This is a genomic window from Glutamicibacter sp. NPDC087673, assembly GCF_044743255.1.
GTDB lineage: Bacteria > Actinomycetota > Actinomycetes > Actinomycetales > Micrococcaceae > Glutamicibacter.
Genome location: NZ_JBIUWB010000003.1, coordinates 116,822 through 140,922 on the forward strand (window position 1 = coordinate 116,822; position 24,101 = coordinate 140,922).

Annotated in this window: 22 protein-coding genes; 12 read left to right on the forward strand and 10 right to left on the reverse strand. The window is 63.7% G+C overall.

Translation table 11 applies throughout. The features are described from left to right. The first annotated feature begins 92 nt into the window (after nt 1-92). Nucleotides 93-1,286, forward strand: a complete 1,194-nt coding sequence (locus ACIOTL_RS08060) for a hypothetical protein (RefSeq protein WP_400342316.1) — start codon at nt 93-95, stop codon at nt 1,284-1,286. A 77-nt stretch (nt 1,287-1,363) separates the two neighbouring features. Here the strand turns inward: ACIOTL_RS08060 and ACIOTL_RS08065 are convergent, their stop codons facing one another. Next, a complete protein-coding gene (locus ACIOTL_RS08065; protein WP_400342317.1) occupies nt 1,364-3,076 on the reverse strand; it encodes an AMP-binding protein in 1,713 nt (570 codons plus the stop codon). 295 nt (nt 3,077-3,371) lie between these two features. Between ACIOTL_RS08065 and ACIOTL_RS08070 the strand changes: the two genes are divergently transcribed. After that, nucleotides 3,372-4,175, forward strand: a complete 804-nt coding sequence (locus tag ACIOTL_RS08070; RefSeq protein WP_400342318.1) for an IclR family transcriptional regulator — start codon at nt 3,372-3,374, stop codon at nt 4,173-4,175. 49 nt (nt 4,176-4,224) lie between these two features. On the opposite strand, the gene ACIOTL_RS08075 is transcribed toward ACIOTL_RS08070, so the two are convergent. From ACIOTL_RS08075 to ACIOTL_RS08085, 3 genes are read right to left on the reverse strand one after another with little or no spacing between them, the layout of a single operon-like run. Continuing rightward, complete coding sequence (locus ACIOTL_RS08075) at nt 4,225-5,187, reverse strand: hydroxymethylglutaryl-CoA lyase (RefSeq protein WP_332728597.1); 963 nt, start codon at nt 5,185-5,187, stop codon at nt 4,225-4,227. Continuing rightward, entirely contained in the window at nt 5,184-6,425 is a 1,242-nt protein-coding gene (locus ACIOTL_RS08080) for a CaiB/BaiF CoA transferase family protein (RefSeq protein ID WP_400342319.1), read from the reverse strand. Before ACIOTL_RS08080 ends, ACIOTL_RS08075 begins: the two co-directional genes overlap by 4 nt. Before the next feature lie 25 nt (nt 6,426-6,450). After that, on the reverse strand, nt 6,451-7,872 hold the full coding sequence (locus ACIOTL_RS08085; protein ID WP_400342320.1) for a GntP family permease: 1,422 nt from the start codon (nt 7,870-7,872) through the stop codon (nt 6,451-6,453). Between the two features lie 684 nt (nt 7,873-8,556). Between ACIOTL_RS08085 and ACIOTL_RS08090 the strand changes: the two genes are divergently transcribed. Then, complete coding sequence (locus ACIOTL_RS08090; RefSeq protein WP_286172108.1) at nt 8,557-8,721, forward strand: hypothetical protein; 165 nt, start codon at nt 8,557-8,559, stop codon at nt 8,719-8,721. Beyond that, on the forward strand, nt 8,721-9,494 hold the full coding sequence (locus ACIOTL_RS08095; RefSeq protein WP_133833451.1) for a hypothetical protein: 774 nt from the start codon (nt 8,721-8,723) through the stop codon (nt 9,492-9,494). The genes ACIOTL_RS08090 and ACIOTL_RS08095 overlap by 1 nt, the downstream gene beginning before the upstream one ends. 394 nt (nt 9,495-9,888) lie before the next feature. On the opposite strand, the gene ACIOTL_RS08100 is transcribed toward ACIOTL_RS08095, so the two are convergent. Beyond that, complete coding sequence (locus ACIOTL_RS08100) at nt 9,889-11,595, reverse strand: AMP-binding protein (protein WP_133833450.1); 1,707 nt, start codon at nt 11,593-11,595, stop codon at nt 9,889-9,891. Nucleotides 11,596-12,350: 755 nt separating this feature from the next. Between ACIOTL_RS08100 and ACIOTL_RS08105 the strand changes: the two genes are divergently transcribed. Continuing rightward, nucleotides 12,351-12,599 carry a type II toxin-antitoxin system Phd/YefM family antitoxin gene (locus ACIOTL_RS08105; protein ID WP_133833449.1) on the forward strand — a complete coding sequence of 83 codons (249 nt, stop codon included), beginning with the start codon at nt 12,351-12,353 and terminating at the stop codon, nt 12,597-12,599. 11 nt (nt 12,600-12,610) lie between these two features. Further along, entirely contained in the window at nt 12,611-12,859 is a 249-nt protein-coding gene (locus ACIOTL_RS08110; protein ID WP_400342476.1) for a Txe/YoeB family addiction module toxin, read from the forward strand. A gap of 78 nt (nt 12,860-12,937) precedes the next feature. Here ACIOTL_RS08110 and ACIOTL_RS08115 read toward each other — a convergent pair whose 3' ends face one another. Next, nucleotides 12,938-13,396: a thermonuclease family protein gene (locus tag ACIOTL_RS08115; protein ID WP_400342321.1), complete on the reverse strand. Its 459-nt coding sequence runs from the start codon at nt 13,394-13,396 to the stop codon at nt 12,938-12,940. 71 nt (nt 13,397-13,467) lie between these two features. Here ACIOTL_RS08115 and ACIOTL_RS08120 point away from each other — a divergent pair, with 71 nt between their 5' ends. After that, nucleotides 13,468-14,337 carry a VOC family protein gene (locus ACIOTL_RS08120; protein WP_400342322.1) on the forward strand — a complete coding sequence of 290 codons (870 nt, stop codon included), beginning with the start codon at nt 13,468-13,470 and terminating at the stop codon, nt 14,335-14,337. 80 nt (nt 14,338-14,417) lie between these two features. Here the strand turns inward: ACIOTL_RS08120 and ACIOTL_RS08125 are convergent, their stop codons facing one another. Continuing rightward, a complete protein-coding gene (locus ACIOTL_RS08125) occupies nt 14,418-15,209 on the reverse strand; it encodes a CatB-related O-acetyltransferase (RefSeq protein WP_400342323.1) in 792 nt (263 codons plus the stop codon). Nucleotides 15,210-15,287: 78 nt separating this feature from the next. After that, a complete protein-coding gene (locus ACIOTL_RS08130; protein WP_400342324.1) occupies nt 15,288-17,096 on the reverse strand; it encodes a glycosyltransferase in 1,809 nt (602 codons plus the stop codon). Between the two features lie 358 nt (nt 17,097-17,454). Between ACIOTL_RS08130 and ACIOTL_RS08135 the strand changes: the two genes are divergently transcribed. Beyond that, a complete protein-coding gene (locus ACIOTL_RS08135; protein ID WP_286134218.1) occupies nt 17,455-17,583 on the forward strand; it encodes a hypothetical protein in 129 nt (42 codons plus the stop codon). Between the two features lie 118 nt (nt 17,584-17,701). Here the strand turns inward: ACIOTL_RS08135 and ACIOTL_RS08140 are convergent, their stop codons facing one another. After that, nucleotides 17,702-18,709 carry an ABC transporter substrate-binding protein gene (locus tag ACIOTL_RS08140; RefSeq protein ID WP_388021878.1) on the reverse strand — a complete coding sequence of 336 codons (1,008 nt, stop codon included), beginning with the start codon at nt 18,707-18,709 and terminating at the stop codon, nt 17,702-17,704. 253 nt (nt 18,710-18,962) lie between these two features. Between ACIOTL_RS08140 and ACIOTL_RS08145 the strand changes: the two genes are divergently transcribed. From ACIOTL_RS08145 to ACIOTL_RS08155, 3 genes are all read left to right on the forward strand, one after another. Next, nucleotides 18,963-19,910 carry a FecCD family ABC transporter permease gene (locus ACIOTL_RS08145; protein WP_400342326.1) on the forward strand — a complete coding sequence of 316 codons (948 nt, stop codon included), beginning with the start codon at nt 18,963-18,965 and terminating at the stop codon, nt 19,908-19,910. Then, the gene (locus ACIOTL_RS08150) at nt 19,907-20,962 is read left to right on the forward strand and encodes a FecCD family ABC transporter permease (RefSeq protein WP_400342327.1); all 1,056 of its coding nucleotides are present in this window, start codon (nt 19,907-19,909) and stop codon (nt 20,960-20,962) included. Before ACIOTL_RS08145 ends, ACIOTL_RS08150 begins: the two co-directional genes overlap by 4 nt. A gap of 63 nt (nt 20,963-21,025) precedes the next feature. Next, the gene (locus ACIOTL_RS08155) at nt 21,026-22,762 is read left to right on the forward strand and encodes a hypothetical protein (protein WP_400342328.1); all 1,737 of its coding nucleotides are present in this window, start codon (nt 21,026-21,028) and stop codon (nt 22,760-22,762) included. Nucleotides 22,763-22,808: 46 nt separating this feature from the next. On the opposite strand, the gene ACIOTL_RS08160 is transcribed toward ACIOTL_RS08155, so the two are convergent. Next, nucleotides 22,809-23,438, reverse strand: a complete 630-nt coding sequence (locus ACIOTL_RS08160) for a LysE family translocator (protein WP_400342329.1) — start codon at nt 23,436-23,438, stop codon at nt 22,809-22,811. Nucleotides 23,439-23,688: 250 nt separating this feature from the next. On the opposite strand from ACIOTL_RS08160, the gene rpsP reads away from it, so the two are divergent. Further along, entirely contained in the window at nt 23,689-24,099 is a 411-nt protein-coding gene (rpsP, locus tag ACIOTL_RS08165) for a 30S ribosomal protein S16 (protein WP_105657730.1), read from the forward strand. Nucleotides 24,100-24,101: the final 2 nt, after the last annotated feature.

The window sequence follows — 24,101 nt, forward strand, 5'->3', positions numbered from 1 at the left end:
CAACCACCCGGGCGCTGCCTGCCAGGACGGCACGGGTTACCGCCTATGATTGACTTATCGCCATATCCAATTAACCAAAGGGGTTACTTTTCGTGGATTCAACCGGGTTCAACTACCTCAACCTAGAGTTCATTTTCATGGGCGACAAGCCTGAATCTGCACAACTGGTACGCACCGCGCTGGCCGATCGCCGCCTGCTGGGTTTCATTGGCGGAGCTGTTGAGCGCGAGAACTCCACTGAAGTAGCCGCCGAGGTGGCCACGGTGAGCGAAGCCCGCGATGCGGTGCTCTACCGCATCGATGCCAAGGGCAAGCTGCGCGAAGGCTCGCGCGTGACCAAATTGGTCCACGAGCTGAAGAACTCCACCGGTGCCAGCTACGTGCTGGTTGACGGGGACGAGATTGACGGCCCCAACCCGGATGACGAGCAGCTCGGCGAGTACGGCGGCACCAACGAGCTGCTGCACGGGCCGAAGCTCAAGGGTTCCGAACTGGTGCTGGCAGCAGGCTTTGCCGAGAACGAGATCACCGTTTGGGAGAATGCATCCGGGCTGATGGCCATGCCCAAGGAACCGGTCTATGCCCCGAGCATCTCGCGCTCGAACCGCCCGTACCTGTGCTTGGACCGTACCGGCAATGTCATTACCGCAACCATCGAGGCCAAGGGCTCGCGCCGGACCATGTTCGGTTCGTCGGTGTCCATGGTGGTGGACCTGGAACGCACGGCAATCCTGGAACCGGAAGCCGGTTCGCCGGCAGCGGTGCGCCTGGATGAGCTCAACAGCTTGCTCTTTGGCTGGGACGAAGAAGAAATGCAGATCATCGAGCAGCTGATTTCGGATCCGGCCGACCGCTCCGAGGCCCAGCAGCTGCTGTGCAGCAGCGGGGACCTGAAGGATATGAAGCGCCTGGTCTCGCTCTTCGGCTTCGATACGCGCAGCATCGATTACCTCACCGGCCGTCCGCTGCCCGAAGACCGAAGGGTGATCACCACCGGCGGCCCGTTCAAGACCTTGAAGTCCGCATTGGCTGAGCAGGAGCGCGAGGCCACGGGCCTGGAACGGCTGCTGTACCGGCACAACTGGAATCCGAAAGCGCTGATGGGTTCGGGTGCCGCCGTACTGGCCTCCGGCGCGGCAGCGCACCTGGTCCTGGCCAAGAGCGGCAAGTTCGCCTGGTTCCCCAAGCCGGCGCGCCAGCTGCTGATGCTGGCCTGGTACGCCGATGGCGCCTTCTATCTGGGCAAGGGCATCGTCGATGCGCTGAAGGCCAAGAACAAGCGCTAGGCGCTCACCGCAGGCAAAGGACAGCCCGGCGGGAAGCTGGATCCGCTTCCCGCCGGGCTGTCTTCTGCTTTTCGTTCCTAGCCGCGTTCCTTCAGCTCAGGGAAGTCGGTATCGCGGTATTCGCCGCTCGGGGTCGTGCCGGCCGCATGCTGCTCTTCCTCGGCCAGGCGCAGCTCCACGCGGCGGATCTTGCCCGAGATGGTCTTGGGCAGCGCGGTGAATTCGAGCCGCCGGATCCGCTTGTACGGAGCCAGGTGCTCGCGGCAGAAGCCGAGGATGTCCTTGGCGACCTCCGCGCCGGGCTCGACGTGCGATGCCAGCACCATAAAGGCCTTGGGCACCGAGAGCTTCAGCGGATCCGGCGAAGGCACCACCGCCACCTCGGCCACCGCGGGATGCTCCAGGACCACTGACTCCAGCTCGAAGGGGCTGAGCTTGTAGTCGCTGGATTTGAAGATGTCGTCGGCACGCCCCACATAGGTCAAGACGCCTTCATCATCGCGTTCGGCGATATCACCCGTGTGGTACACGCCGCCACGCAGCGCCTCGGCAGTTTTCTCCGGATCGGCGAAATAGCCCTTCATCAACCCGGCAGGCCGGGGATCCAGTCGCAGGCAGATTTCCCCGATTTCGGCCAGCTGCCCGGTGGTCGGATTGCGCAGCTCCACCGCATAGCCCGGCATCGGGCGGCCCATCGCGCCGACCTTCACCTCGGTACCCGGCGAATTGGCAATCTGCACCGTGCTTTCGGTCTGCCCGTAGCCATCACGGATCACCTGCCCCCACGCGGTGCGCACCTGGTCGATGACCTCGGCATTCAACGGCTCGCCGGCAGAGACCAGCTTGCGCGGGGGAGTCTGCAAGCTGCCTAAGTCCGCCTGGATCAGGTAGCGCCAGACGGTGGGCGGTGCGCAGAAGCTGGTGACCTTCTCCGTATCCATCTGGTTCATCAGCGCCAGCGGATCAAAGCGCTCGTAGTTGTAGACGAAGACCGTCGCTTCGGCGATCCACGGGCCGAAGAAATTCGACCAGGCGTGCTTGCCCCACCCGGGGGACGCCACATTCAGATGGACATCGCCTGGTTCCAGGCCGATCCAGAACATCGTTGCCAGGTGGCCGATGGTGTACGAGGTATGGGTGTGCTGGACCAGCTTCGCCAATGAGGTGGTGCCCGAGGTGAAGTAGAGCAGCATGTTCTCATCGGCCAGGGTCGGGGAGTCCAGGCGGAATTCGGCCGGAGCGTCGTGGGACTTGGCATAGTGCAAGGTCCCTTCGGCGGCCTGCCCGCGGACCTGCACGATCCGGTAGTCCCCGGGGACTGCTTCGAATTTGGCGACCTGGTCATGGCTGGTGATCACCCAGTTCGCGTTGCCGCGCTCGATGCGGTCGGCGAGGTCCGCGCTGACCAGCTGCGTGGTGGTCGGGATGATGACTGCGCCGAGCTTCATGCCGGCGAGCATCACTTCCCAGAGGGCCACCTCGTTGCCCAGCATGACGATGATGGTATCGCCGCGCTGCAGGCCTTCGTCGGCAAGCCAGCGGGCCACCTGGGTGGAGCGGCGTGAAAGTTCGGCCCAGCTGTAGCGTGCCGAGCTGCCATCGGGTTCGGTCAGGATCAGTGCCGGCTCATTGGCTCGCGCCGGGTCCTTGGCTACCTCGTCGAACCAGTCGTAGGCGAAGTTGAAATCGGTGAATTCCGGCCACGTGAACTCTGCCCGAGCCCGGTCGTAGTCATCGCGTGCTGCCAGCAGCAGATCGCGTGCTGCCCGGAACTTCTCGGTATTGCCCATGGGGGTCCTTTGCGTGATGGGCGCCTGCGCCCGACAGAATTCTTCGGTCTTCAGGATTCAATATACTTCAGTGCACAGTTCTGGCGAATTGTTGCGTCACCATGCGCGGTGCAGGTGCTGAATTTCACGAATTTTGTCCAGTAGCTTCCAATACGGGCATGCATAGTGACCGAACGACCGATCCGGCTGAACCCGCTGGCGGGGACGCTGCCGGTGGCAGGCTGGCCAAGGCGCCTGCGAGCAGTGCCGGGCAGGCAACTGGACTCGCAGATGCCGATGGTCTAGCGTCTGGACTATGCCAAAGGAAGAGACCCCCGCCAAGAAGCACAACCCCCTATTGGTCTTGGGAAAAATCAGTTCCATCCTCGATTCCTTTTCACTGCGCCAGCCGGTGATGAACTTGGCCGATATCCGTGAAGCAACGGATTTGCCTGCCTCCACGGTGCAGCGGCTTGTCGCGAATTTGGTGGGGCAGGGTTTCTTGGACCGCGAGGATGACGGCTTCCGCATCGGGATGAAAATGGCCTACTGGGCCGCGCCGGCGACCCGGGGGCGGGAAGTGCTGGACGTCATCAGCCCGTCGTTGCGCGAACTGCGCGACGTCACCGGGGAAACAGCCTGCCTTTTCCGTGCCGAGCAGCAATTCCGCGTGTGCGTGGGCATTGCCGAAACGCGCCACGCGCTGCGCAGGGAAATGCACCTGGGTGAGCTCGCCCCATTGCATGCCGGATCTGCCGGCCGCGTGCTGCTGGCCTGGAAGCCCGAGCTCATGCAGCGGTTGCAGGAATCTCAGCTGCAGCCGTTGACCGATGCCACGATTACCGGCATGGCCAACCTGGAAAAAGCGGTTCAGCAGACCCGCGCCGATGGCTTCGCGATCACCACGGGGGAGCGTGAAAGCGGGGCCTCGGGACTGTCCGCACCGGTGTTCGATTCCGCGGCGGGCCTGGTGGCGGCGGTGACCATCAGCGGACCCACCCTGCGCATGCCGCGGGAGACCTGCCAGAGCTGGATCGAGCCGTTGCTGGACACTGCTGAACGGATGACCCGGCTGATCGGCGGACGCTTCCCGGGCGAAACCCACCGGCCTTCCGCCTAGCGCCGCCCGCCCGGTCCGAGGGCTGCGGCGGCACCAGGCAATAGCGGCACTAGAGGCTGGTGCCGCAATCCGGGGTGGCATCGGAGGGGATCACCCAGGCAAAGGCTTCTGCCTTGGAACGCGCCCCCTGGGCCGACTTGGAACGGTTCGGCTCGCCCAGCTCCTGCAGCAAGGATTCGGAGAGCCCGACGAGCCCGGCAAAGCGCTGCGGCGTGAGCCATGGCGGCTGGGTGGCGAACAGGATGTCCTCGCTGGAAGTGTTCCCGCTGGCCCCGGGGGCGAAGGGACAGCCTCCCAGGCCGCCGAGCGCTCCATCAACCAGGGTGGCTCCTGCCGAAATGGCTGCCAGCGTATTGGCAACACCCAGCCCCCAGGTATCGTGGCCGTGGAACACGATGCGCCGTTGCGGGGTTTCGCCGCGGACCCTGGAGATGAGCGAGGCGACCTGTGCCGGAACTGCTTGGCCCAGGGTGTCGCAGATGACGATGTCGCAGGTGCCCTCGGCCCGTGGATCATTGGCGATCTCCAGCACGCGCTCGGCGGGGACCTGCCCCTCGAAAGGGCAGGTGAACGAGGTGGCCAGGCACAGCTGGATGCGCCCGCCGGCTTCCTGGGCATAGCGCACGGCTTCTGGCAGGGCGGCAAGGCTTGCTTCCGTGCTGCGCCCGATATTCGCCTGGTTGTGCGCATCGGAAACAGAGAGGCAATACTGGAAGTTCCGGATACCCGCCTTGGCCGCCTTGGCCACATGCCCCGGGGTCGCCACCCAGATCCAGCAGCGTTCCAGCTCGTCGGGGCGCAGCCCCCGGGCAACATCGAGGGTATCGGCCATGGGCGGCACCAGGTCGGCACGCGCCATGGAGCCGAGCTCGATTTCCTGGACTCCGAGCCGGATCAACTCGCGCACGGTCCTGATTTTCTCCGGGGTGCTCAGCAGCTTCCCGGTCAGCTGCAGCCCGTCACGCAGCGTGACGTCGCGCAACGCGGCTGCGGGGGTGAATGAGTAGCTCACGCGATATTCCTTTCGCCAGCCGAGGCTTGCGCGATTTGCGCATCGGTCATTCCCAGCAATCCGCCCAGTACCTGTTCGGTATGCTCCCCGAGGTCGGGGCCGAGATTCCGGATGGGCAGCGAGGTGCCTCCCATGACCGGGACGATGCCGGGGAAGCCGACACCGTGCAAGGTTTCCTCGCCGGTGGAGACATCCAGATGCTGGATCATGTTCCGGCAGATGTATTGCGGCTCGTTGGCAATGTCCTTTGCGGTGTAGATCGGGCCGGCAGGAACTCCTGCCGCGTCGAGGATGGCCAGGGCCGTGCTCGAATCCACGCTTGCGGCCCACTGGCCAATGGCGGCATCCAGCATTTCCCTTGCCTCCCAACGCTGGGCATTGCCCTGCAGCCGCGGATCGGCCCCGAGCTCCGGCCTGCCGATGGCTTCCATGTAGCGGCGGTAGATTCCGTCACCGTTTCCGGCGACGACAATGCTGGCCCCATCGGCGCAGACATAGGCATTGGATGGCGCAATGCCTTCCATGCGTCCACCGGTGCGGGTCCGGGTTTCGCCGTAGGCGCCGTGGTCAGGGAGCAAAGATTCCATCATGGAGAACATCGCCTCGTGCAGCGCCACATCGATCACGCGATGGTCCAACCCGAGGGAGGCCTTTTCCCCGCGCGCCATCTCCCGCTGGTAGAGCGCCATCACCGCGCCGAACGCGGCGTACAGTCCGGCAATGGAATCGCCAATCGATACGCCGACACGAACCGGCGCGCGATCTGGATCGCCCACCAGATTGCGGAAGCCGCTGAAGGCTTCGGCCACGGCGGCAAAGCCCGGGCGCTCGGAGAGCGGCCCGGTCTGGCCGAAGGCCGAGATGCGGGTGATCACCAGGTCCGGATTCACGGCGCTGAGTTCCTCTGGACCCAGGCCCCACTTCTCCAAGGTGCCCGGACGGAAGTTTTCCAGCAGCACATCGCAGTGCTTGGCCAGTTCCAGCACGGCCTCCCGGCCGGCGTCGCTGCGCAGGTCCAGGACGATGGACTTCTTGTTGCGGTTGATCGTCCGGTACAGCATCGAGACGCTGCCCTTCTTGAGCCGCCAATTTCGCAGCTCGTCCCCGGTTCCCGGGCGTTCCACCTTGATGACTTCGGCGCCGAAGTCCGCCAGGAGCCGGCCTGCAGTGGGGGCGGCAATGTAGTTGCCCAATTCGAGAACGCGGACACCCTTCAATGGGGCGATGTGCTCTGACATGTTCTGCCGTTCCTTTGCTGTCGCGCTAAATGAAGATGTTGAGGATCATGACCATTGCAAGGGCCACGATGGATGCGACCGAGACGCCTACGCTGACGGTCTTCAGCGCACCGCGCACGGTCTGCCCGAACAACGACTGCAGGAGCCAGAAGGTGTTCGAGGTGACGTGGACCATGAACAGCGCTCCGGAACCTGCCGCCAACGCGATGAGCACCGGGTCGATGCCCAGGCTCGGGGCGATCGGTGCCAAGAGGCTTGCGGCAGTAATCCCGGAAAGGGTTACCGAGCCAACGGCAATGTGAAGCAGGGCCGCGATGCCCCAGACCACTACCAGTGGTGCAACGGTGCTGGCCGAGAAGAACTGGCCCATGATGTCGCCCAATCCAGCCGTGGAAACCGTGGCTGCCAAGGAGCCGCCGACACCGGTCAGCAGCAGGATCTGCCCGCTTTCCCTGAACCCGCTGGCCACGCCGCGGTCAATCGCCTTCTGGCCGATGGTGTAGCGTGCCACGGCGATCGTTCCGACCAGGCCGATGAGCAGGGCAACTACCGGATTGCCAACCAGCTGGATCCAGCTGGCCTCATAGCCGAGGATTTCGGCCAGCGCGCCGCTGGCGATGAGCAGCAAGGATGCGAGCAGCGGCAGGAAGAGCAGGGACAGGGGCGCCTCGCGGCGCTGCCCGGTCTGCACCGCGGTGGCCGCGGCGGCCGTTCCGGCGTTACCGGTGCGTGCCGCATCCTGGCCGGTTCCTTCGCCGCGCTCCAGCTTGCGGGTTCCCGGTGTCGGCTCGTCTTGCGCCAGCAGCTGCTCATCGCTCTCGGCTTTCCAGAAGCCCCGGTCGAAGAAGAAGGACATGATGGCGACGGAAATCAAGACCGTGGGCACGACGACCAGCAGGCCGAAGATCAGCATCTTGCCCAGGGGAACTTCAAGCATGCCGGCCAAGGCGACGGCGCCGACGCCAGGGACCATGAGGACGATGCCGACCTCGCCGGCGATGGCCATGGCCGTGGCAATGCGCGCGGTTCCGTGCTTGCCGATTTTCGGCGCCATGCGCCGGGCCAAGGGGGCCGCGATGACCAGTAGCACATCGAGGAAAATGGTCTGCAGCGCGGTGCTGACAGCCAACGCCATGGTGTAGGGCAGCCGTTTGGGGCCGAAAGTGTTCAGCAGGTGCTCGACCAGGCGGCGGATGGCGCCGGTCTCATTGAGGATGGAACCCATCAGCACGCCGAAAGCCACCAGTAGTCCGACTTCCACCATGATGTCGCCGAAACCCTGGGTGATGGTCTCGATGGTCTTGGTGACTCCCAAGCCGGTGGATAGGCCCAGGTAGAGCGAGCCAATGACCAAGGCGATGACTGGGTTGACCTTGAATCTCACGATAAGCACCACGGCGGCAAGCACGGCCACCGCGGTATTTATCAGAATCGCGATATCGGACATGTTGGATCCGTTCTAGAGGAATCGGGGAGCAGTGTGACATAAGCCACGGCATGAGAACTCATAGTATGAGTGTCAGCTCACGATGTAAACTATTGGCTTCTTAAGCGGGAAACCTCTGGAAATAAACCCGCGGCGAACCCTGGCGGCTTGACGCGAGGAAGGGGAGCGGTGATGGGCTGGCGGACGTTTCGAGGGAAGAGAAAAATCCAGGGCGCCTGCCGAAGCCATGTCCGGAATGCGCCCTGGATGCTCGATCCGGTTGCAGCCGCTGGCGAAGACGCTGCTGGTGGCGGGCTCTCGCAGCGGGCTTCGGGGTCGGAGTGCCGGTTGCCAATGCAGCAGCACCGGCGCTCATGTTGCGTCTTAGTCCCTTTGATGCAGGAGAATCATGCTTATTTTAGTGGTAAATCGGTGGTAAGGTCGTGGTATCAGGGAATCTCGGCGAGAAAGGCAAGGGGCCTGCAGGTGGGAATCACAACGACGATTGGAACGGCTCACGCGGAAACGTCTCGCATGGATTTCCGTGAGATTGTGCGGAGATTGAACGCATCCCTCGGAGCCGCAATGGTATCCGCGATAGCGGGCGCGAAGGACCCTAAAGCAAGCTACCGCTGGCAAAAGGAGAACGGAACGGTCCCCTCGGATGCGTCCCAAGCTCGTATTCTGCTAGCTCACCGTGCGTGGATGATGGTCTCGGATGTTGATGGAGAACAGGTAGCTCGCCAATGGTTCCTCGGCGCTAATCCCTGGCTCGACGAGATTTCACCCGTCGAAGCCATTTACCAGGATCGGTTCAAGGCTGTGATCGATGCAGCCGAGGCCATGTCCTCAGGTGGGTACAACGGATAATGAACGGCACATCGGAAGAAGTGGACGGTCAGCCGAGCATTGTGCGCGAACCCCTGGCCGGCTTCCGCATCGCAGCTGAAAGCTACGGTGCGATTAATCCCCCGAAGCGGGGTTACTTCTTCCCTGATGATGTCGGAGTATGGAACAGGTATGACACAACCGGCCGCACTCTGTACGCGGCGTCCACGCGCCAGGGCGCCTTTACTGAATGCCTTGACGGTTACCGGCTGGACCGTAAGTCCCGGACTGCCATCGACTTCATGGCAGAACTGTTCAACATCACACAGGCAGAGGCCCACGCTCTACACATCGAGGAGCAGAAAGCGCTGGGGCACGATGAACCCGGAACGTTTCCTAGAAATTGGCGCGAAGGCCGCCGGCTCTACGAACTGACGAGCAAGACCGACCTGCTGTGGTTCGACCTGAACACAGCGCATTCGCTGGCCTATATCGACCGGACCTTAGGCTCCGAAATAGCCAATACCTGTGGTGTGAACGCCGTTGACCTATCTCACCTGCTCGGAGCAGATCGCAAACTCACCACCTTGATTTCCACGAGATTGCGTAACTTGCGGCTCCGCGATGGTAGCTTCGCGGACGGGATCCGCTTCACTTCCCGCCACGGCGTCGGTACTTGTTGGGCGTTTTGGATGAGGCGTACCGATGACGGGCTCGACAACGAACTGGTCTTCGCAAGCGAGGGCCGGAAGATACGCGCAGACGATCGGGATCTGCTGAATGTCTCTGAACGGTTCAACATCCGTTTTAGCTAAACGGCTATTCTGCTTCTATGTCTTCTTCTGATCGTGCAGCCTGGGCCGTTAGCTTATCCGTGCTTTCTGATAGCGATCCCTGCAGTTTGTTGCACTGGTGGCCAACGTGCAGCACTAGAAAATGCCCTCACTCTCAGGGCTTTCGCGGCGGTTGCCATTGGACGCAATGTTTCAATGTTCTCGGAAGCTTGGCGTGGCGCGGCAGGCTATTTACTTCTGGTGCGGAAAAGCTCGGGAAACAAACCCATAGGAACCAGCATCGTCGACTCCGAATGAAGTGCACTGCCCTCGAACTTCGCGCGCAGACAGAATCTGTTGGATGCTCTCATCGCAAGGCGAATCCAGGGCACCTGCCGAAGCCATGTCCGGAAGGCGCCCTGGATGCTGGAGGTCCCTATCCCTTGAGATTCGGGAAGTCGGTGTCCCTGTATTCGGTGCCCGCGGGGGCGCCGGCGCGGTGCCGGTCCTCTTCAGCCTGGCGCAGCTCCACCCGGCGGATCTTGCCCGAGATCGTCTTGGGCAGGTCCGCGAATTCCAGCCGGCGGATGCGCTTGAAGGCCGAAAGGTGCTCGCGGCAGTAGGCCAGGATCGATTCGGCCAATTCCGGTCCGGGCTCATGCCCGCCGGACGCGACGATGTAGGCCTTGGGCACCGTGAGCCGCAGCTCATCCGGTGCTGGAACGACGGCCGCTTCGGCCACGCCCGGATGCTCAATCAGAACCGATTCGAGTTCGAAAGGGCTGATCTTGTAGTCGCTGGATTTGAAGACGTCATCGGCGCGCCCCACATAGGTCAGGACGCCGCGTTCGTCCCGCTCGGCGATATCCCCGGTGTGGTAGACCCCGTCCCGGAAGACCTCATTGGTCTTTTCCTCGTTCTCGAAATAGCCTTTCATCAGCCCCAGCGGGCGCTGGGCGGTGACCAGGCAGATCTCGCCCACATCGCCTTCTTCCCCGGTGGCCGGATCGCGCAGCACGATCTCGTAGCCGGGCATCGGGCGCCCCATGGCGCCGATGGTGATGGGCTCTGCCGGGGGATTGGCGATCTGCACCGTGGTTTCGGTCTGCCCGAACCCGTCGCGGATCACCTGCCCCCAGGCCTTGTGGACCTGGTCGATGACCTCTGCGTTCAGCGGCTCGCCGGCCGAGACCAGTTTCTGCGGCGGATGCTCCAGCGCACCGAGGTCGGCCTGGATGAGCAGGCGCCAGACCGTCGGTGGCGCGCAGAAGCTGGTGACCTGCTGGGCGTCCATCTGGTTCATCAGGGCCACTGGGTCGAAGCGGTCGTAGTTGTAGATGAAGACCGTCGCTTCAGCGATCCACGGGGTGAAGAAGTTGGACCACGCGTGCTTTGCCCAGCCCGGCGAGGCGACGTTCAGGTGGACATCGCCTGGTTCGAGGCCGATCCAGAACATCGTGCTCAAGTGCCCGACCGGATACGAGGTATGCGTATGCTCGACCAGCTTGGCCTTCGAGGTGGTGCCGGAGGTGAAATAGCGCAGCAGCGTTTCATCGGCGCGGGTCGGGTGCTCCAGGGCGAAGGCCGCTTCTGCCGAGGATGACTGGGAGTAGTCGAGGATTCCGGCCGGTGGCTGCCCGCCGATCTGGATCAGCGTGTAATCGCCCGGCACCGATTCGAACTTGGGGATTTCGCCCTCGTTGGTGACGACCCATTGGATATGGCCGCGGGCAATGCGGTCGGCCAGATCGGTGGGCGTCAGCTGCGTGGTGCAGGGGACCATGACCGCACCCAGCTTGATGCCTGCCAGCATCGATTCCCAAAGCTCGACCTGGTTGCCCAGCATGATGGCGATTGAATCCCCGCGCTTGATACCCTGGTCGCTGAGCCAGCGCGCAAGTTGGGTGGACCGGGTTGATAGTTCTGCCCAGGTCCGCTGGGTGCAGCTGCCGTCGGATTCGGCGATGACCAGTGCTGGGCGCTCGGAGCGCTGCGGATCCCGGGCGACGTGGTCGAACCAGTCGAAGCCGAAATTGAACTCGGTGAATTCCGGCCAGGCGAACTCGGCGCGAGCCTGGTGGTAATCCTCCCTTAGCTCCAGGAGACGGTCACGGGCTGCTCTGAATTCTTCGGTAACGCTCACAACTAACCTTCCGTAGCTCTGGGTAAACCACCAAAACCCAAGGTGAGGTGGATCACCAGTCAATATACTTGGAAGTCCTAGCGAGTGGAAGATCGCCACCGATATAAAACCGGGCCACCCCATGATTGCTGTGCGAAGTCGGACTGAATCCCGGTCCCTGGTTACGCGGTGACCAGAGCCCAGCTAGCAGTTTGTTCCCGATATCCCGTCTGCAGCCGCGGCGTGTGGCCTTGCATTATTTCTGGGGTCCGACTGCCCGGACGCAGGCTTCGTCGTTTTTGGCCTTGAGGTCTTCGACCAGGGCTGTTAATGCTGCATTTCCAGGGCAGTGGTTTTACCGATCCTCGCGGATGCAACCCGTACGCCGGGGCAATGGCATGGAATGCAGTGGCTGCAGTGTGGCCCGGGGCCGCTGCGGAATCTGCCTGATCGGCGAGCTCGTCTGCCTGTTCCATTGTTGTCGCATCAGCGGTTTCGCTTGCGACCGGAGTAGTTGAAGCGGGTAGAAACGTGCTGTTGATTGATCTGGATCCACGAGCAGTCCAGACCTATCCTCTATTAAGTGCCGACCAAGAAATGGGACTGGGTGACCCATGGTTAAAGCCAAGCGGCTTTGTCCGGGCAGCCCATTTTCCGTGAAATCTGAGTATCAACTGCGATGCCCCATGGAAACAGGGATCGGGTTGCACTTGGGGATAGAGTCTCTCGAAGACGGCTAGAAGTTGTACCATATCCAGTACTGACCAAGGAGGGGCATGGCAATCACAGCGAGTGAGGCGCGCCGCGATCTTTTCGGCTTGATCGAACGAGTCAATCTTGACCATGCCGAAGTGGAGATCTTGTCAAAGCGCGGATCTGCAGTCCTCATGTCTAAAGATGAGTATGACTCTCTGGTGGAAACGAGCTACCTTCTGCGCTCGCCGAGGAATGCGCTCCGCCTGCTTGCTTCGCTGGAAGCGGTACGCGGTAGCCAAGTGTCCGAGCGTGGACCTATTGATCCCTGAGTGAAAGACTGCTGACCTGGACGACTGCCGGCTGTGAAGACTATTTCCACTGGCAGACCCAAGATCGCAAAACGCTCAGGCGTATCCATGCGTTGATTGAGGCTGTGCTGCGCTGTGACCCATTTGAGGGTATTGGCAAGCCTGAACTGTTGAGGCGTACCCTGGCTGGCGCATGGTCGCGCCGCATCGATGAAGCTAATCGACTGGTCTATATTGCCGATGATCGCGCGGTGGCAATCCTGCAGGCCAGATACCGTTAGTGAACGGTTTCAAGCATTCGGTCGCCTGGCAGGCGTGCGTTATCGCGGCGCTTCGAGGGGAACGTGCGGGCGATATCCCTATTGATGGGCAGATCGCTTCCATGGACGGCTGCAAGGGTCCGGCACGCATGGCCCGTGCAGGGCACGTTGTAATCCCAAGCTGACTCTTTGTCCTGCCGGCAGGGTGTGCTCAAGATATTCGGCAGCCGCTGGCCCGAGGCATTTGACCCCATTGCCCGGGTGAATGGCTTCGGGGATGTCGATGTTCAGCAGCTGGACTCGAGTTTCTGCGCCCGCCACCTTGGCATCCATGGTGTCGCCATCGCCATCGGCAACCCGGGTGGCCGTACCGCGATTCTCCGATCCGCCACTGCTGGTGAGTTCTATGGCACTGGCAAACAGCGACCCTGCCGCCGCAAGGAAATCCGGATGGCCTTCGTGGTTTTGGCAGCGGGGGTTCTTGGTGTGCGAGCAGGGGAGGCTAATGCCATCCCCGGAACAGAATTCGCTGTGATCGGCTGAACATCCCAATTTCATTGAAGCATCAAGTAATTTGCGATAGGCTGTTAATCAATAAGGAATCGATGCACTTGGAAAAGGAGCTTGCCATGTCAGTACTCCAGCAAGACAAACTAGCGGCCACCACCCACATGAACGCAGTCCAGCTCAAGGTCGGCGACATGAAAACCATGAGCGAGTACTACCAGAAGGCCCTGGGCCTTGAAGTGCTGGCCGAATCAGCCGAAGGCACCCGCCTGGGCCGCGGAACCCAGGAACTGGTCAACCTGCAGAACGCGCCAGGACTGCAGCTCCCATCGCGCAACGAAGCGGGCCTGTTCCATACCGCGCTGCTCTTCGACACCAAGGCTGATCTGGCTGCGACCGTCCTGTCGGCAGCCCAGTTCGACCAGAGCCGCTTCGTGGGCAGCTCCGATCACCTGGTATCCGAAGCGTTCTACTTCACCGACCCGGAGGGCAACGGCATCGAGCTGTACTGGGACCGCCCGCGCGAGACCTGGAGCTGGAACGGCGGCGAGGTGGCCATGGACACCATCTACCTGGATCCGAACACGTTCCTCAATGAGCACCTGACCGAGCAGTCCATTGCCGGACAGCGCAAGGCCGCCGCGGATGTAGGCCACGTGCACCTGCAGGTGGGCGATGTCGCAACCGCCCGCCAGTTCTACGTCAGCACCCTGGGCTTTGACGAAACCACCACCCTGGGCGAGCAGGCACTGTTCGTCTCGGCCGGCGGGTACCACCACCACATGGCCATGAACGTCTGGAACTCGCGCGGAGCCGGCCCGCGCAAGGACACGCTGGGGCTGGGCGAAGTGCTGATCAACGTCCCGACCGAAGAAGAAGTAGGCAAGCTGGCCGAGCGGCTGGCCTACGCCAAGGTGGCAAACCACCACACCGGAGCCGAACTTCGCTTCCGGGACCCGTGGAACAACGAACTGCGCGTCGCCGTAGGCTAACGCGGATCCGGCGCACCGAGGCTTCATTGTCCCCGGCGCGCTCGCCGAATCGGCGAGCGCGCCGGGGACACTTCCTGTCTTCACCCGGTTCCGGTGCCCAGGGCCTCCAGGTGCTCGGCAATGGTCTTGGCGGTCAATGGACGCGTCCGGAATGGCCGAACATTCCCTGCCCCGGCCTGCTTGAGCACCTGCTGGGCGAAGGCGGCCGGGTTGGCCACGTCCAGGTGGGTCAGGTTCTCCGGGGCGTACTGCCACCACTGCGATGCCTGGAGGGCCTGGACGGTCGGCGCATCGAAGCGGTCGTGGATCTTCTTGGCCGGCAGGCCGCCGACCACGGTGTACGGCTCGACGTCGCTGGTGACTACGGAATTCGAGGCGATGACCGCGCCGTCGCCGATGGCGACCCCATGGCCCAGCGTGACCTTTTCGCCGATCCATACATCGTTGCCAATGGAGATCTTCCCCGGCGTGTAGCCGTACTTCGTCGTGCCCAGTTCCGCGCCGTGATCAGCCGCGTAGGTGCGCATCAGCAGCCGCTGGTTGTAGAACACCGGGCTGGTCGATGCCCACTCCAGGGGGTGCTTGGCTCCCATGACAGTCATGCCCTTGGCGATCGAGGTGAACCGTCCGACGCTGATGGCCTTGTTGAGCTTTGAATGGGTGTAAGAGAACGCGCCCATGCGCGGAAGGGCTGTTCCGCTGGTTCCCCAGAAGGTGGTGTAGGGATCCAGCGCGAGGTCTTCCTGGTAGCTGATCCACGCCTCGGGATTGCAGGTGCTTCCGGTGTCCTGGAAATCCTTCATGCCCGGAACCGTCATGAGGATCCGGTGGCTTTTGAGCAGCGGTCGCAGTTGGGACATCTGAATTCGCATGCGATCGACTTTATGGGACCGGACTTGGAGAATTGTCAGCAAGTCCCGAACGCGCGCTGGATGCGAGCTGCTGCCCGGCTACTGCTTGGGGCGGAAGGAGAGGTTCTTGTGCGTGGTGAAGTACGGCAGGATCATTGTTTCGGGCAGACCCAGGCGCTTCATTTCCATGGCCTTGCCCACGCGCAGGCGCAGGTTCACGTCCACCGCTGCATCCTGGTCCTGGGTTTCGCCCAAGAGCTGCGGTTCCACATCGAAGACCGCCAGCTGCTCGTCCACACTGCTGCTGGCCACGGCCGCGATTTCTTCCTTGCTGTCCCGATTGACGAAGACCAGCTCGAAGGTTGCCGGTTCGGGCAGGTCTTCGACGTGGGCCCGATGCTCCACCCGCACCTGCAATCCCTGGCCGTCAGGGAAGTCGACGCCCCGCAGTTTTGCTTCGAAATGCGGGACGCGGTTCTTCGCGCCGAGCTTCTTGAGCATCTTGGCTATGGACATGGTGTCCTCCCAAAGTGAGACTAGATCGCGAGCTTGGTACTCGCTGGCAAATGTGCGGGCCTGCTGCGACATCCGGGCGGCCAGGGCGGGATCGTCCATGAGCTGCTGCACCCGGTCGGCCATGGCCTGGATATCGCCATGGCGGACCAGGAAGCCGTTATGCCCATCGGTGATGCTGTCGGCAGGGCCGAAGTTGATGTCGAAGGACACCGGGATGCATCCCTGGGCTTGGGCCTCGAGGATGACCAGCGCCTGGCCCTCGTTGGTCGAGGTGAATAATTGGGCCGTGCAGGAAGCGAAGTGGCGGGGGAGCTGGTCGGAGTAGCCGTGGAAGATTACCGACTCGCGCAGGCCCAGCTCGGCGGCCCTTTCCGCCAGTGCGGCGTGTTCGCTGCCCTCGCCCACAACGTGCAGTGTCGGCCGCTTGCCGCGAAGGGCCAGCTCGTGGAGGACATCCAGGGCGGCGGCTACGTTCTTGTTGGGGGTCAGCGAGCCGGCAACAATGAGGTCGGTCGAGCTGCGTGCCGGCATAGGTGGCTGCACCATTGCGGGCTTCAGCGGGTTGGGAATGACGAATGCCGAGTCTGCTTCGCCGAAGCGGTCGACATAGGCCTGGCGCTGGGCGTGGGTCAGGAAGACAAAAGCATCCCAGTTGGATCGTTCTTCGATGATGGGTTCGTGGCCCTTGGAGAGCTGGCCGCTGGCAAGGTCCTGCCCCTTGGCCACATGGATGCTGTGGAACGCGAATACCTTGGGCACGTGCACCGGTTTCCAGGAAGCGAGCATGGCCGCGGTGTACTTGCTGTCGATGACCACCAAGGAGTTCGGGTGGTCGACGATCTGCGACAGCCAATGGCGGTAGAACGACGCCGCGCTGGGGAAGCGGGCCACCAGGGTTCCGCTGTGGTCAAAAGCCTCAACGATACGACGGGCCTTCCCGTCATGGAACTTCATATCGGACAAGAAGGCGGTGCCATCGGCGCGGTAATACGTGGTCTTCTTGATCCCGTCTTCGGGGCCTGCGACGCTGTGCTCGCAGAACAAGGCGGCGTCCTGGCCAGGGTGGTGGACGGACTCGCTTACCGTGAAGTCCAGGCAGCCCGGTTCGGCCTTCCGCTCGGGGATGCTGCCCTGCGGCTGCAGGTCATGGTCCGCCAGATGGAGGTAGGGATTGAGCACCCGGACCTTGGGCGAAAGCTTACCGCGCGCGGCGAGTTCCTCAACGATCTGCGGGAGCTGTTCGTTGGGGCCGAAGGTCACCACCGCGGCAGAACCGTGCCGCTGGGCGAAAGCGGCCGCGCGCTGGGTGCAGACGGTGGTCATCCCGCCGAATTCGCGCTCGAGCTTCCACGTGACCATGTAGGCGTCCAACTGCTGTTCCCTGATATCCACGGAGAATGATCCTTAGTTTGACCACGGCAAAGTTAATTTCGCGCGAGGATATGCAGTTCCTCGCGCCAAACTCCAGACTACGCGGTGAAGCTAGGCGGGCGCTGGGAAGACACCGTCGTGTCGGCCTCGATTTCCCTGAGCTGCACCTCAAGGCGGGCCCAGTGGCCGCAGAGGCCGCCAACGCGGATTCGAACGTATCTTCGAGAACGCCATGGCGCTCGCCGAACGCCGTGGGAGAATCGCCGGGAAGGCTCCAGCCCTTGCTCTTCGGCGCGAAACTTCCTATGGTTCAGGTTATGGGGTACTCTCCTCACACTTGTTGGAGGCGCAGCGCGTCTCCGGTAAAGGACGGCACGTCATGTCGAGCAAATCCCCACGCAAGGGCGAAGCGAAAAAACCAGGCAAGAGCATCAAGGAAAAGCGCGCTGAGAAGCGGCTGAAGCACGCGGAGGTCGCTGTCGATCCGGTGCGCAAAGCTGCCAGATAACCACTGATTGGCACCGGCTCCCGCGCGCGGAGCCGGTAAATGAATCGAGTCCCTGCCTATGGCGAACGACGCCGGGCAGGGACTCGAGTATTTTAATTGCCGGTTTTCCGGGCGCCGCTTACGGCAGCTGCGGGTCGACCTCGAAGTGCTCGGCCACCTGGGTGATGACCTCGTGGGCGCCCTGCAACGACACCGAGGAGAGGAAGATCGAGTCGTCGACCTGCATGACCTCGCCTTCCAGCTTCTCCCACAACGGGTTGGAGGTGAACTTGTCTTCCTGGGCGCGCGACGCGTCGCCCTCGGCGCCTTCCGGGGCCCAGGTGGACTGGAAGATCACTTCGGCGTCGGCCTTCAGGATTTCCTCCGGCGACAGCGGAACGAAGATCGACTCGGTGGTATCCGGGGCATCCTCCGGGCGCGGAATGCCCATGTCCACCATGATCTCGCCGATGAACGAATCGGTGGCGTACAGGCGCGCGGTGTCCTCGCCGGCGAAACGCACCAGCGAGTAAGTGGTCTCGGGCTTCTTCGCCAGGATTTCCTTGCCCACCGCGGCGGCGCGGGCCTCGTAGTCAGCCACGGCCGTTACCGCCTGCTCCTTCTTGCCCAGGGCCTCGCCCAGCAGCACCACGTTTTCCTTCCAAGTTGGTCCGGTGGACTCGGAGAAGATGGTCGGGGCGATCTTGTTCAGCTGGTCGTACATGGCGCCCTGGCGCACGTCGGCGGAGATGATCACGTCCGGCTCGGTGGCCAGCAGCTTTTCCAGATCCGGTTCGGTGATGGTGCCGACGTTCACGGCCTCATCGGTCAGCTCGGTGATGTCCCCGAGGTACTCGGGGAAAGGGTTGTTGCCCTTGCGGTATTCGGTGTAGGCCACCAGCTCGGCTCCCAGCAGCATGGCGGCATCCACGTAGGAAGGGTCCAGTGCGGCGACGCGCAGCGGGCGTTCGGCCAGCTCGGTGGTGCCGCGGAAGTGCTTGATGGCCGCCGGGAAGCTGGAATCGGCTTCCGCGGTGGCGGCGGTTTCTGCCGGCTCGGTGCTCGGGGAGGAGCTGGCGCAGGAGGACAGGGCCAGTGCGGCCGCGGCCAGTGCGGCGCTCAGGGCGAGAATGCGGGGAGTGTGCATGCGAGTGCTTTCCATGAAGGTGATTGACTAATTAGCGCATGATGTATTTTTGCTTGCCCCACTTAGGCAAGGGTAAGCTTAGCGCGCGAGAAGAACAGTAGCATGGATCCGGCCGTCCCGGTCAAGGTCCTGCGACATCATTGCTTCGCATATCCTGCACGCACCCGCCGCGCACCGCGCGGCCCGAGAAAGGCCACCGACCATCGACCGCACCACACCGCGCATCAGCTCGCTGCTGGCCCTGGCCGCCGGCGTGGGCGCCGCCATCGGGCTCAGCCTGTGGATCGGCAGCACCACCTCCAGCTTCGCCGAGCTGCGCCACGCGCTGCTGGCCCCCGACGGCCAGGTCAGCGACATCGCCATCCGCGAGATCCGCTGGCCGCGCACCGTCACCGCGCTGGCCGCCGGCGCCGCTTTGGGGATGGCCGGCACGCTGATCCAGGGCCACACCCGCAACCCGATCGCCGAACCCGGCCTGCTGGGCATCAACCAGGGCGCGGCCCTGGCCATCGTCTCGGTCGCCGCTTTCACCGGTCCGCTGCCGGCGTGGACCCAGGCGCTGCTGGCCCTGGGCGGAGCGCTGCTGGCGGCCCTGGTGGTCTTCGGCATCGGGCGCATCGACGGACGCGGGGGGTCGCCCATGACCTTGCTGCTGGTGGGCGCGGCGGTCACCGCGCTCTGCGCCGGAGTGGTCTCGGCCATCGTGCTGCTGAGCGAGGCCGCCCTGGAAACCCTGCGCTTCTGGCAGGTCGGCTCCGTGGTCCAAGGCTACGAATCCTTCTTGTCGCTGTGGCCGCTGCTGGTGGCCGGCACCGTGCTGGCGCTGGCCAATGCCCGCGGGCTGAACGCGCTGACCCTGGGCGAGGATTCCGCCCGCAGCCTCGGGGTCACCGCCCTGCATGCCCGCGGGCTGGGGCTGGCGGCGATCGTGGCACTGTCCGGGCTGGCGGTCACCTTGGCCGGGCCGATCGCCTTCCTGGGCCTGCTGGTACCGCATATTTCCCGGCGCATCTTCGGCGCCGACTACCGCTGGGTGATTCCCGGCTCGGCCCTGTGCGGCGCGCTGCTGCTGTGCGTGGCCGATGTGCTCGGCCGCATGCTGGCCCGCCCCGGGGAACTGCCCGTGGGCGTGGTCATCGCGCTGCTCGGCGCGCCCTTCTTCATCTACGTGGCCCGGCGCCGCAAGGCGGTCACCGTATGAGCGCCCCGGCGATCCGCACCCCCGCTTCCGCGGTGCGCGCCCGGCGCGCTGTGGCTACCGGCCTGATCCTGCTGGCCGTGGCCCTCGCGGCCTTCTGCCTGCACCTGGCCATCGGGGGCACCCCGATCGCGCTGGGCGATGTGGTGGCCACGCACTTCGGCGCGGCCCCGGATCCGCGCACCGAGCTGACGATCATCGAGTTCCGGCTGCCGCGCAGCGTGGCTGCGGTGCTGGCCGGGGCCGGCTTCGGAGTGGCCGGGGCGCTGACCCAGAACGTGGCGCGCAACCCGCTGGCCAGCCCCGACATCCTCGGGGTGACCAACGGCGCGGCCCTGGGCGCAGTGGCCGTGCTGGCCCTGAGCGTGCACGCCGGCGGGCGTTCGGAACTGCTGGTGCACTACGGGCTGCCCATTGCCGCCACCTTGGGCGGCTTGCTGGTCTCGACCCTGGTCTTCGCGCTGGTCTGGCACAGTTCCCTGGAAAGCAACCGGCTGGTGCTGGTGGGCCTGGGCTTCTCCGGGCTGTGCGCCGCACTGACCTCCTGGATGCTGACCCTGGGAGAAATCTACAACGCCCAGCAGGCGCTGACCTGGCTGGCCGGGACCATCAACGCGATCTCCTGGGCCGACCTGGCCTTCGCGCCGGTGGTCATCGTGCTGGGACTGGCCGCGGCCGCGCTGCTGCGCAACCAGCGCGAGGTGCTGGCGCTGGATTCGGATACCTCCCGCGCGCTGGGCATGAACCTGGGGCGCGACCGGGTCCTGATGCTCGGCATCGCCTCGCTGCTGGCCATTGCCGCGACCGTGATCGCCGGGCCGCTGGCCTTCGTTGCGCTGGCCAGCGGGCATGCCGCGCGGCTGGTGGCCCGCGGCACCATCCCGCCGGTGCCCCATGCCGCGCTGATCGGGGCGATCTTCGTGCTGCTGGCCGACCTGGTTGCGGCCCGGGCTTTCCCGGTGATCCTGCCCGCCGGGGTGGCCACCGCGGTGATTGGCGCCCCGTACCTGATCTTCCTGGTCATCCGCCAATCCAAGGTCCGCCAACGCGGCTAGCGGTTTATCCACAGCTGGCGATGGCTGCCAGCTCGGGCCTCTGGCCGCGCCCATGATGGGTCCATGGGCATCCACCAGCTAGCCGCAGCGATCCAGATCCTGCGCGAATCCATCACCGGGTCGCTCCCGCGCGGAGCGATCCAAGTGCTCCTTGAGCTGATGGCTTCCTGCTGCGCGCTGCTGGCCAAGCTCTCCTGCACCCTGCGCGAGTCCGATGACCCGCGGGTGGCGGCGGGGCATGCACGGCTGATTGAAACGCTCTACCGCTACACCCTGCGGGAGCAATTGCACTGCGCTATCCATCTCGAATCAACCGGCGCCCACCTGCTGGAAGACGATGAGCTGGCGGCCGTTTCCGCATCGCGGACCAGCTACGACCGCCCCGCCCGACAGCATTCAGGCCGCGCCCACTACCAGAACACCGGCGACTTCCTGGCCAGCTGGCTGGGGATCAACGCCCATGAGGGGCAGCACCGGGTGAATGACGCGCACCTGCTCATCGCCCGGCGCCTCATGGATGGCAGCACCGCCGCCCCGCGCTTGTCCCAGCTGGCCAGGCTCTACGCCGAAGCGCCGGATCTGGACCCGCGGCTGATTGCCCGCACGGCCCGCGCACTGGACAAATTCGAGCCGGCTGACACGAGCTTCCAAGGCCGGCCGCTGGAACCGGCCGCCCGCAATGAACAGGGCCAACTGCTCGATCACCAAGCCGCGGCCCTGCTGCAGGAACCTGACCGTGCCACCCGCGAGACCCAGCTCGCGGCGATGCTTTCCGCCGAGCGCAGGGCCCGCAAGCAAACCAGGAACCCGGCACCCGGAATCTATCCGCGAGGCACCGTGGGCGACTGCGACAAGTACGAGCTCTACATCGCCGGGACCCAGCGCGAGGAATTCCGCTCCACCCTGGCCCAGGCCGATAACCCGCGTACCAAAGCAGGCAAAGCCGCCCGTGCCGCCAAATCCGGTTCAGGCGCTGCCCCTGATGATGGCCAGAACGCCTCAGAGGACCAGCAGGAAGCGGATCCCGGGGCAAATGCCGGGCAATCAGCCACCGACGACCTGTTCAGCAGCAAGGAACCACCACCGCCATGGGCCCAGGACGGGCACGGGGAGGAAGAATCCTTGTCCGGAGCGCAGCAACAACCTGACAAGCTTGTTGATGAGCAGGAAACGCGCGGCGCAGGCGGAGCAGGCGAAGGCCTCCAAGCGTCCCTGCTGCTTGGCGATGGGGAGGTTCCGGTGGCCCAGCGCCGGCTCAACGCACTATTGGCCGCGCTGAGAGGGCGCACGGCAGGTGCCGCGCCCAATGGAATCATTCCAAGGATCGGCATCCATATCCAGTTGCGCGATCCGCAGGATCTTGGAGATCCGGCCAAGCTTCGCGCCACCTCCGACCACGGGGTGAAACTCGATTCCGTGGACACCGCACAGCTGATCTGCCAAGGCGAGATCTACCGGGTGGTCTTCGGACCCGATGGGCAACCGCTGGATGTAGGACGCAAGGAACGCTTCTTCACGGATGCAATGAAGCGCGCAATTTTCGCCCGCGACCGCGGATGCATCGTCCCGGGATGCACCGCACCGCCTGAAATGCTCGAATACCATCACGACAACTGGTGGGAACGTGGCGGGTGCACTTCATCGCGCAATGGCAGCTGCCTGTGCCGGAGGCACCACCATGCCATTCATGCAGGATTGCTGACCCTGGTTACCGTTGGGGGACTGGCTCACATCCTGCTGCCCAAGCACCTGGACCCGATGCAGGTACCGCGAAGAAACAGTGTTCCGGTGGCCGCCTGAGCACCCGGAGCCGCGAACTGCTGCACCTGCCGGCGTGGCCAAGATGCTATGGGCGCGAGAGCGCGACCTTCAGTCCGAAACCGATCAGCACCGTCCCGGTGATCCGGTCCATCCAGGACACCGACTTCGCTGAGCCCAGCCAGCGGCCAGCGATCCGAACCCCGTATACCAAGGCCACTGCCCACACCAGGGTCAGTGCAACATGCACCGCCGATAGCCCCATGCCCATGAATAGGGCGTTGGTGCCCGCCGGGGTGAACTGCGGGATCGCAGCGATATAGAAGACGCCGATCTTCGGGTTCAGCACGTTGGTCACCAGCCCGGTCAGGTAGGTTCGATACCTGCTGTGCGATACCGGGACATGGATCGTGGCCAACTGCTTGCCCCGCAGGCTCCGATGGATCATCTGCCCGCCCAGGAACACCAGATAGGCTGCGCCGGCATAGACCAGCACCTGGTAGGCCAGAGATGAGGCGGCCAGAATTGCCGAAGCTCCCGCGGCCGCGGCCACACCCCAAGCGAATACTCCCGTGCAGATCCCCAGCGCCGCCAGCAGCGCTTCACCGCGTCCCCGGGCAATGGCCGATCGCAGGATCAGCGCGGTATCGACACCCGGAATCAACGTCATCAGGGCGGCAACTATACTGAAACCCAGCAAGGCGGAAGCAACGGTCATGCACTCAATGCTAGAAGCTGCAGCTGGGCGCAGGCCCCAGGGTGAGCAAGCTCATGATCTTCGCCCGACGCGCGGGGCCAATTAGAGTTGGCCACCGCGCACGCTCTCTGGCATAATTGCAGGGTACTCGATTCGCAGTGGCCCCTCTCTCCGCTATGAGTCCTGTCCTTTTAGAATCCGACCAGTAAGGCCTGCCCCACAGGTGCTAAAAATTGGATTCGACCATGTTGAGAAACAGGAGACCACAAAAGTGGCCGTAAAGATTCGTCTGAAGCGCTTCGGTAAGATGCGCGCACCTTTCTACCGCGTTGTCGTCATGGACTCGCGCGCTAAGCGCGATGGCCGTGCCATCGAGGAGATCGGCAAGTACCACCCAACCGAGAACCCATCGGTTATCGAGATCGATTCGGATCGTGCACAGTACTGGCTGTCCGTTGGCGCTCAGCCAACCGAGCAGGTACACGCACTGCTGAAGATCACCGGTGACTGGCAGAAGTTCAAGGGCATCGATGGCCAGGAAGGCACCTACAAGGTTGCCGAGCCTAAGCCAGCATTCGTTGCTCCTGACAAGGGTTCGGTGATCCTCCCAGAGGCAATCACCAAGAAGGCTGAAAAGCCAGCTGCTGAAGAGGCAGAGGCCGAAGCTACCGAGGCTGAGTAACA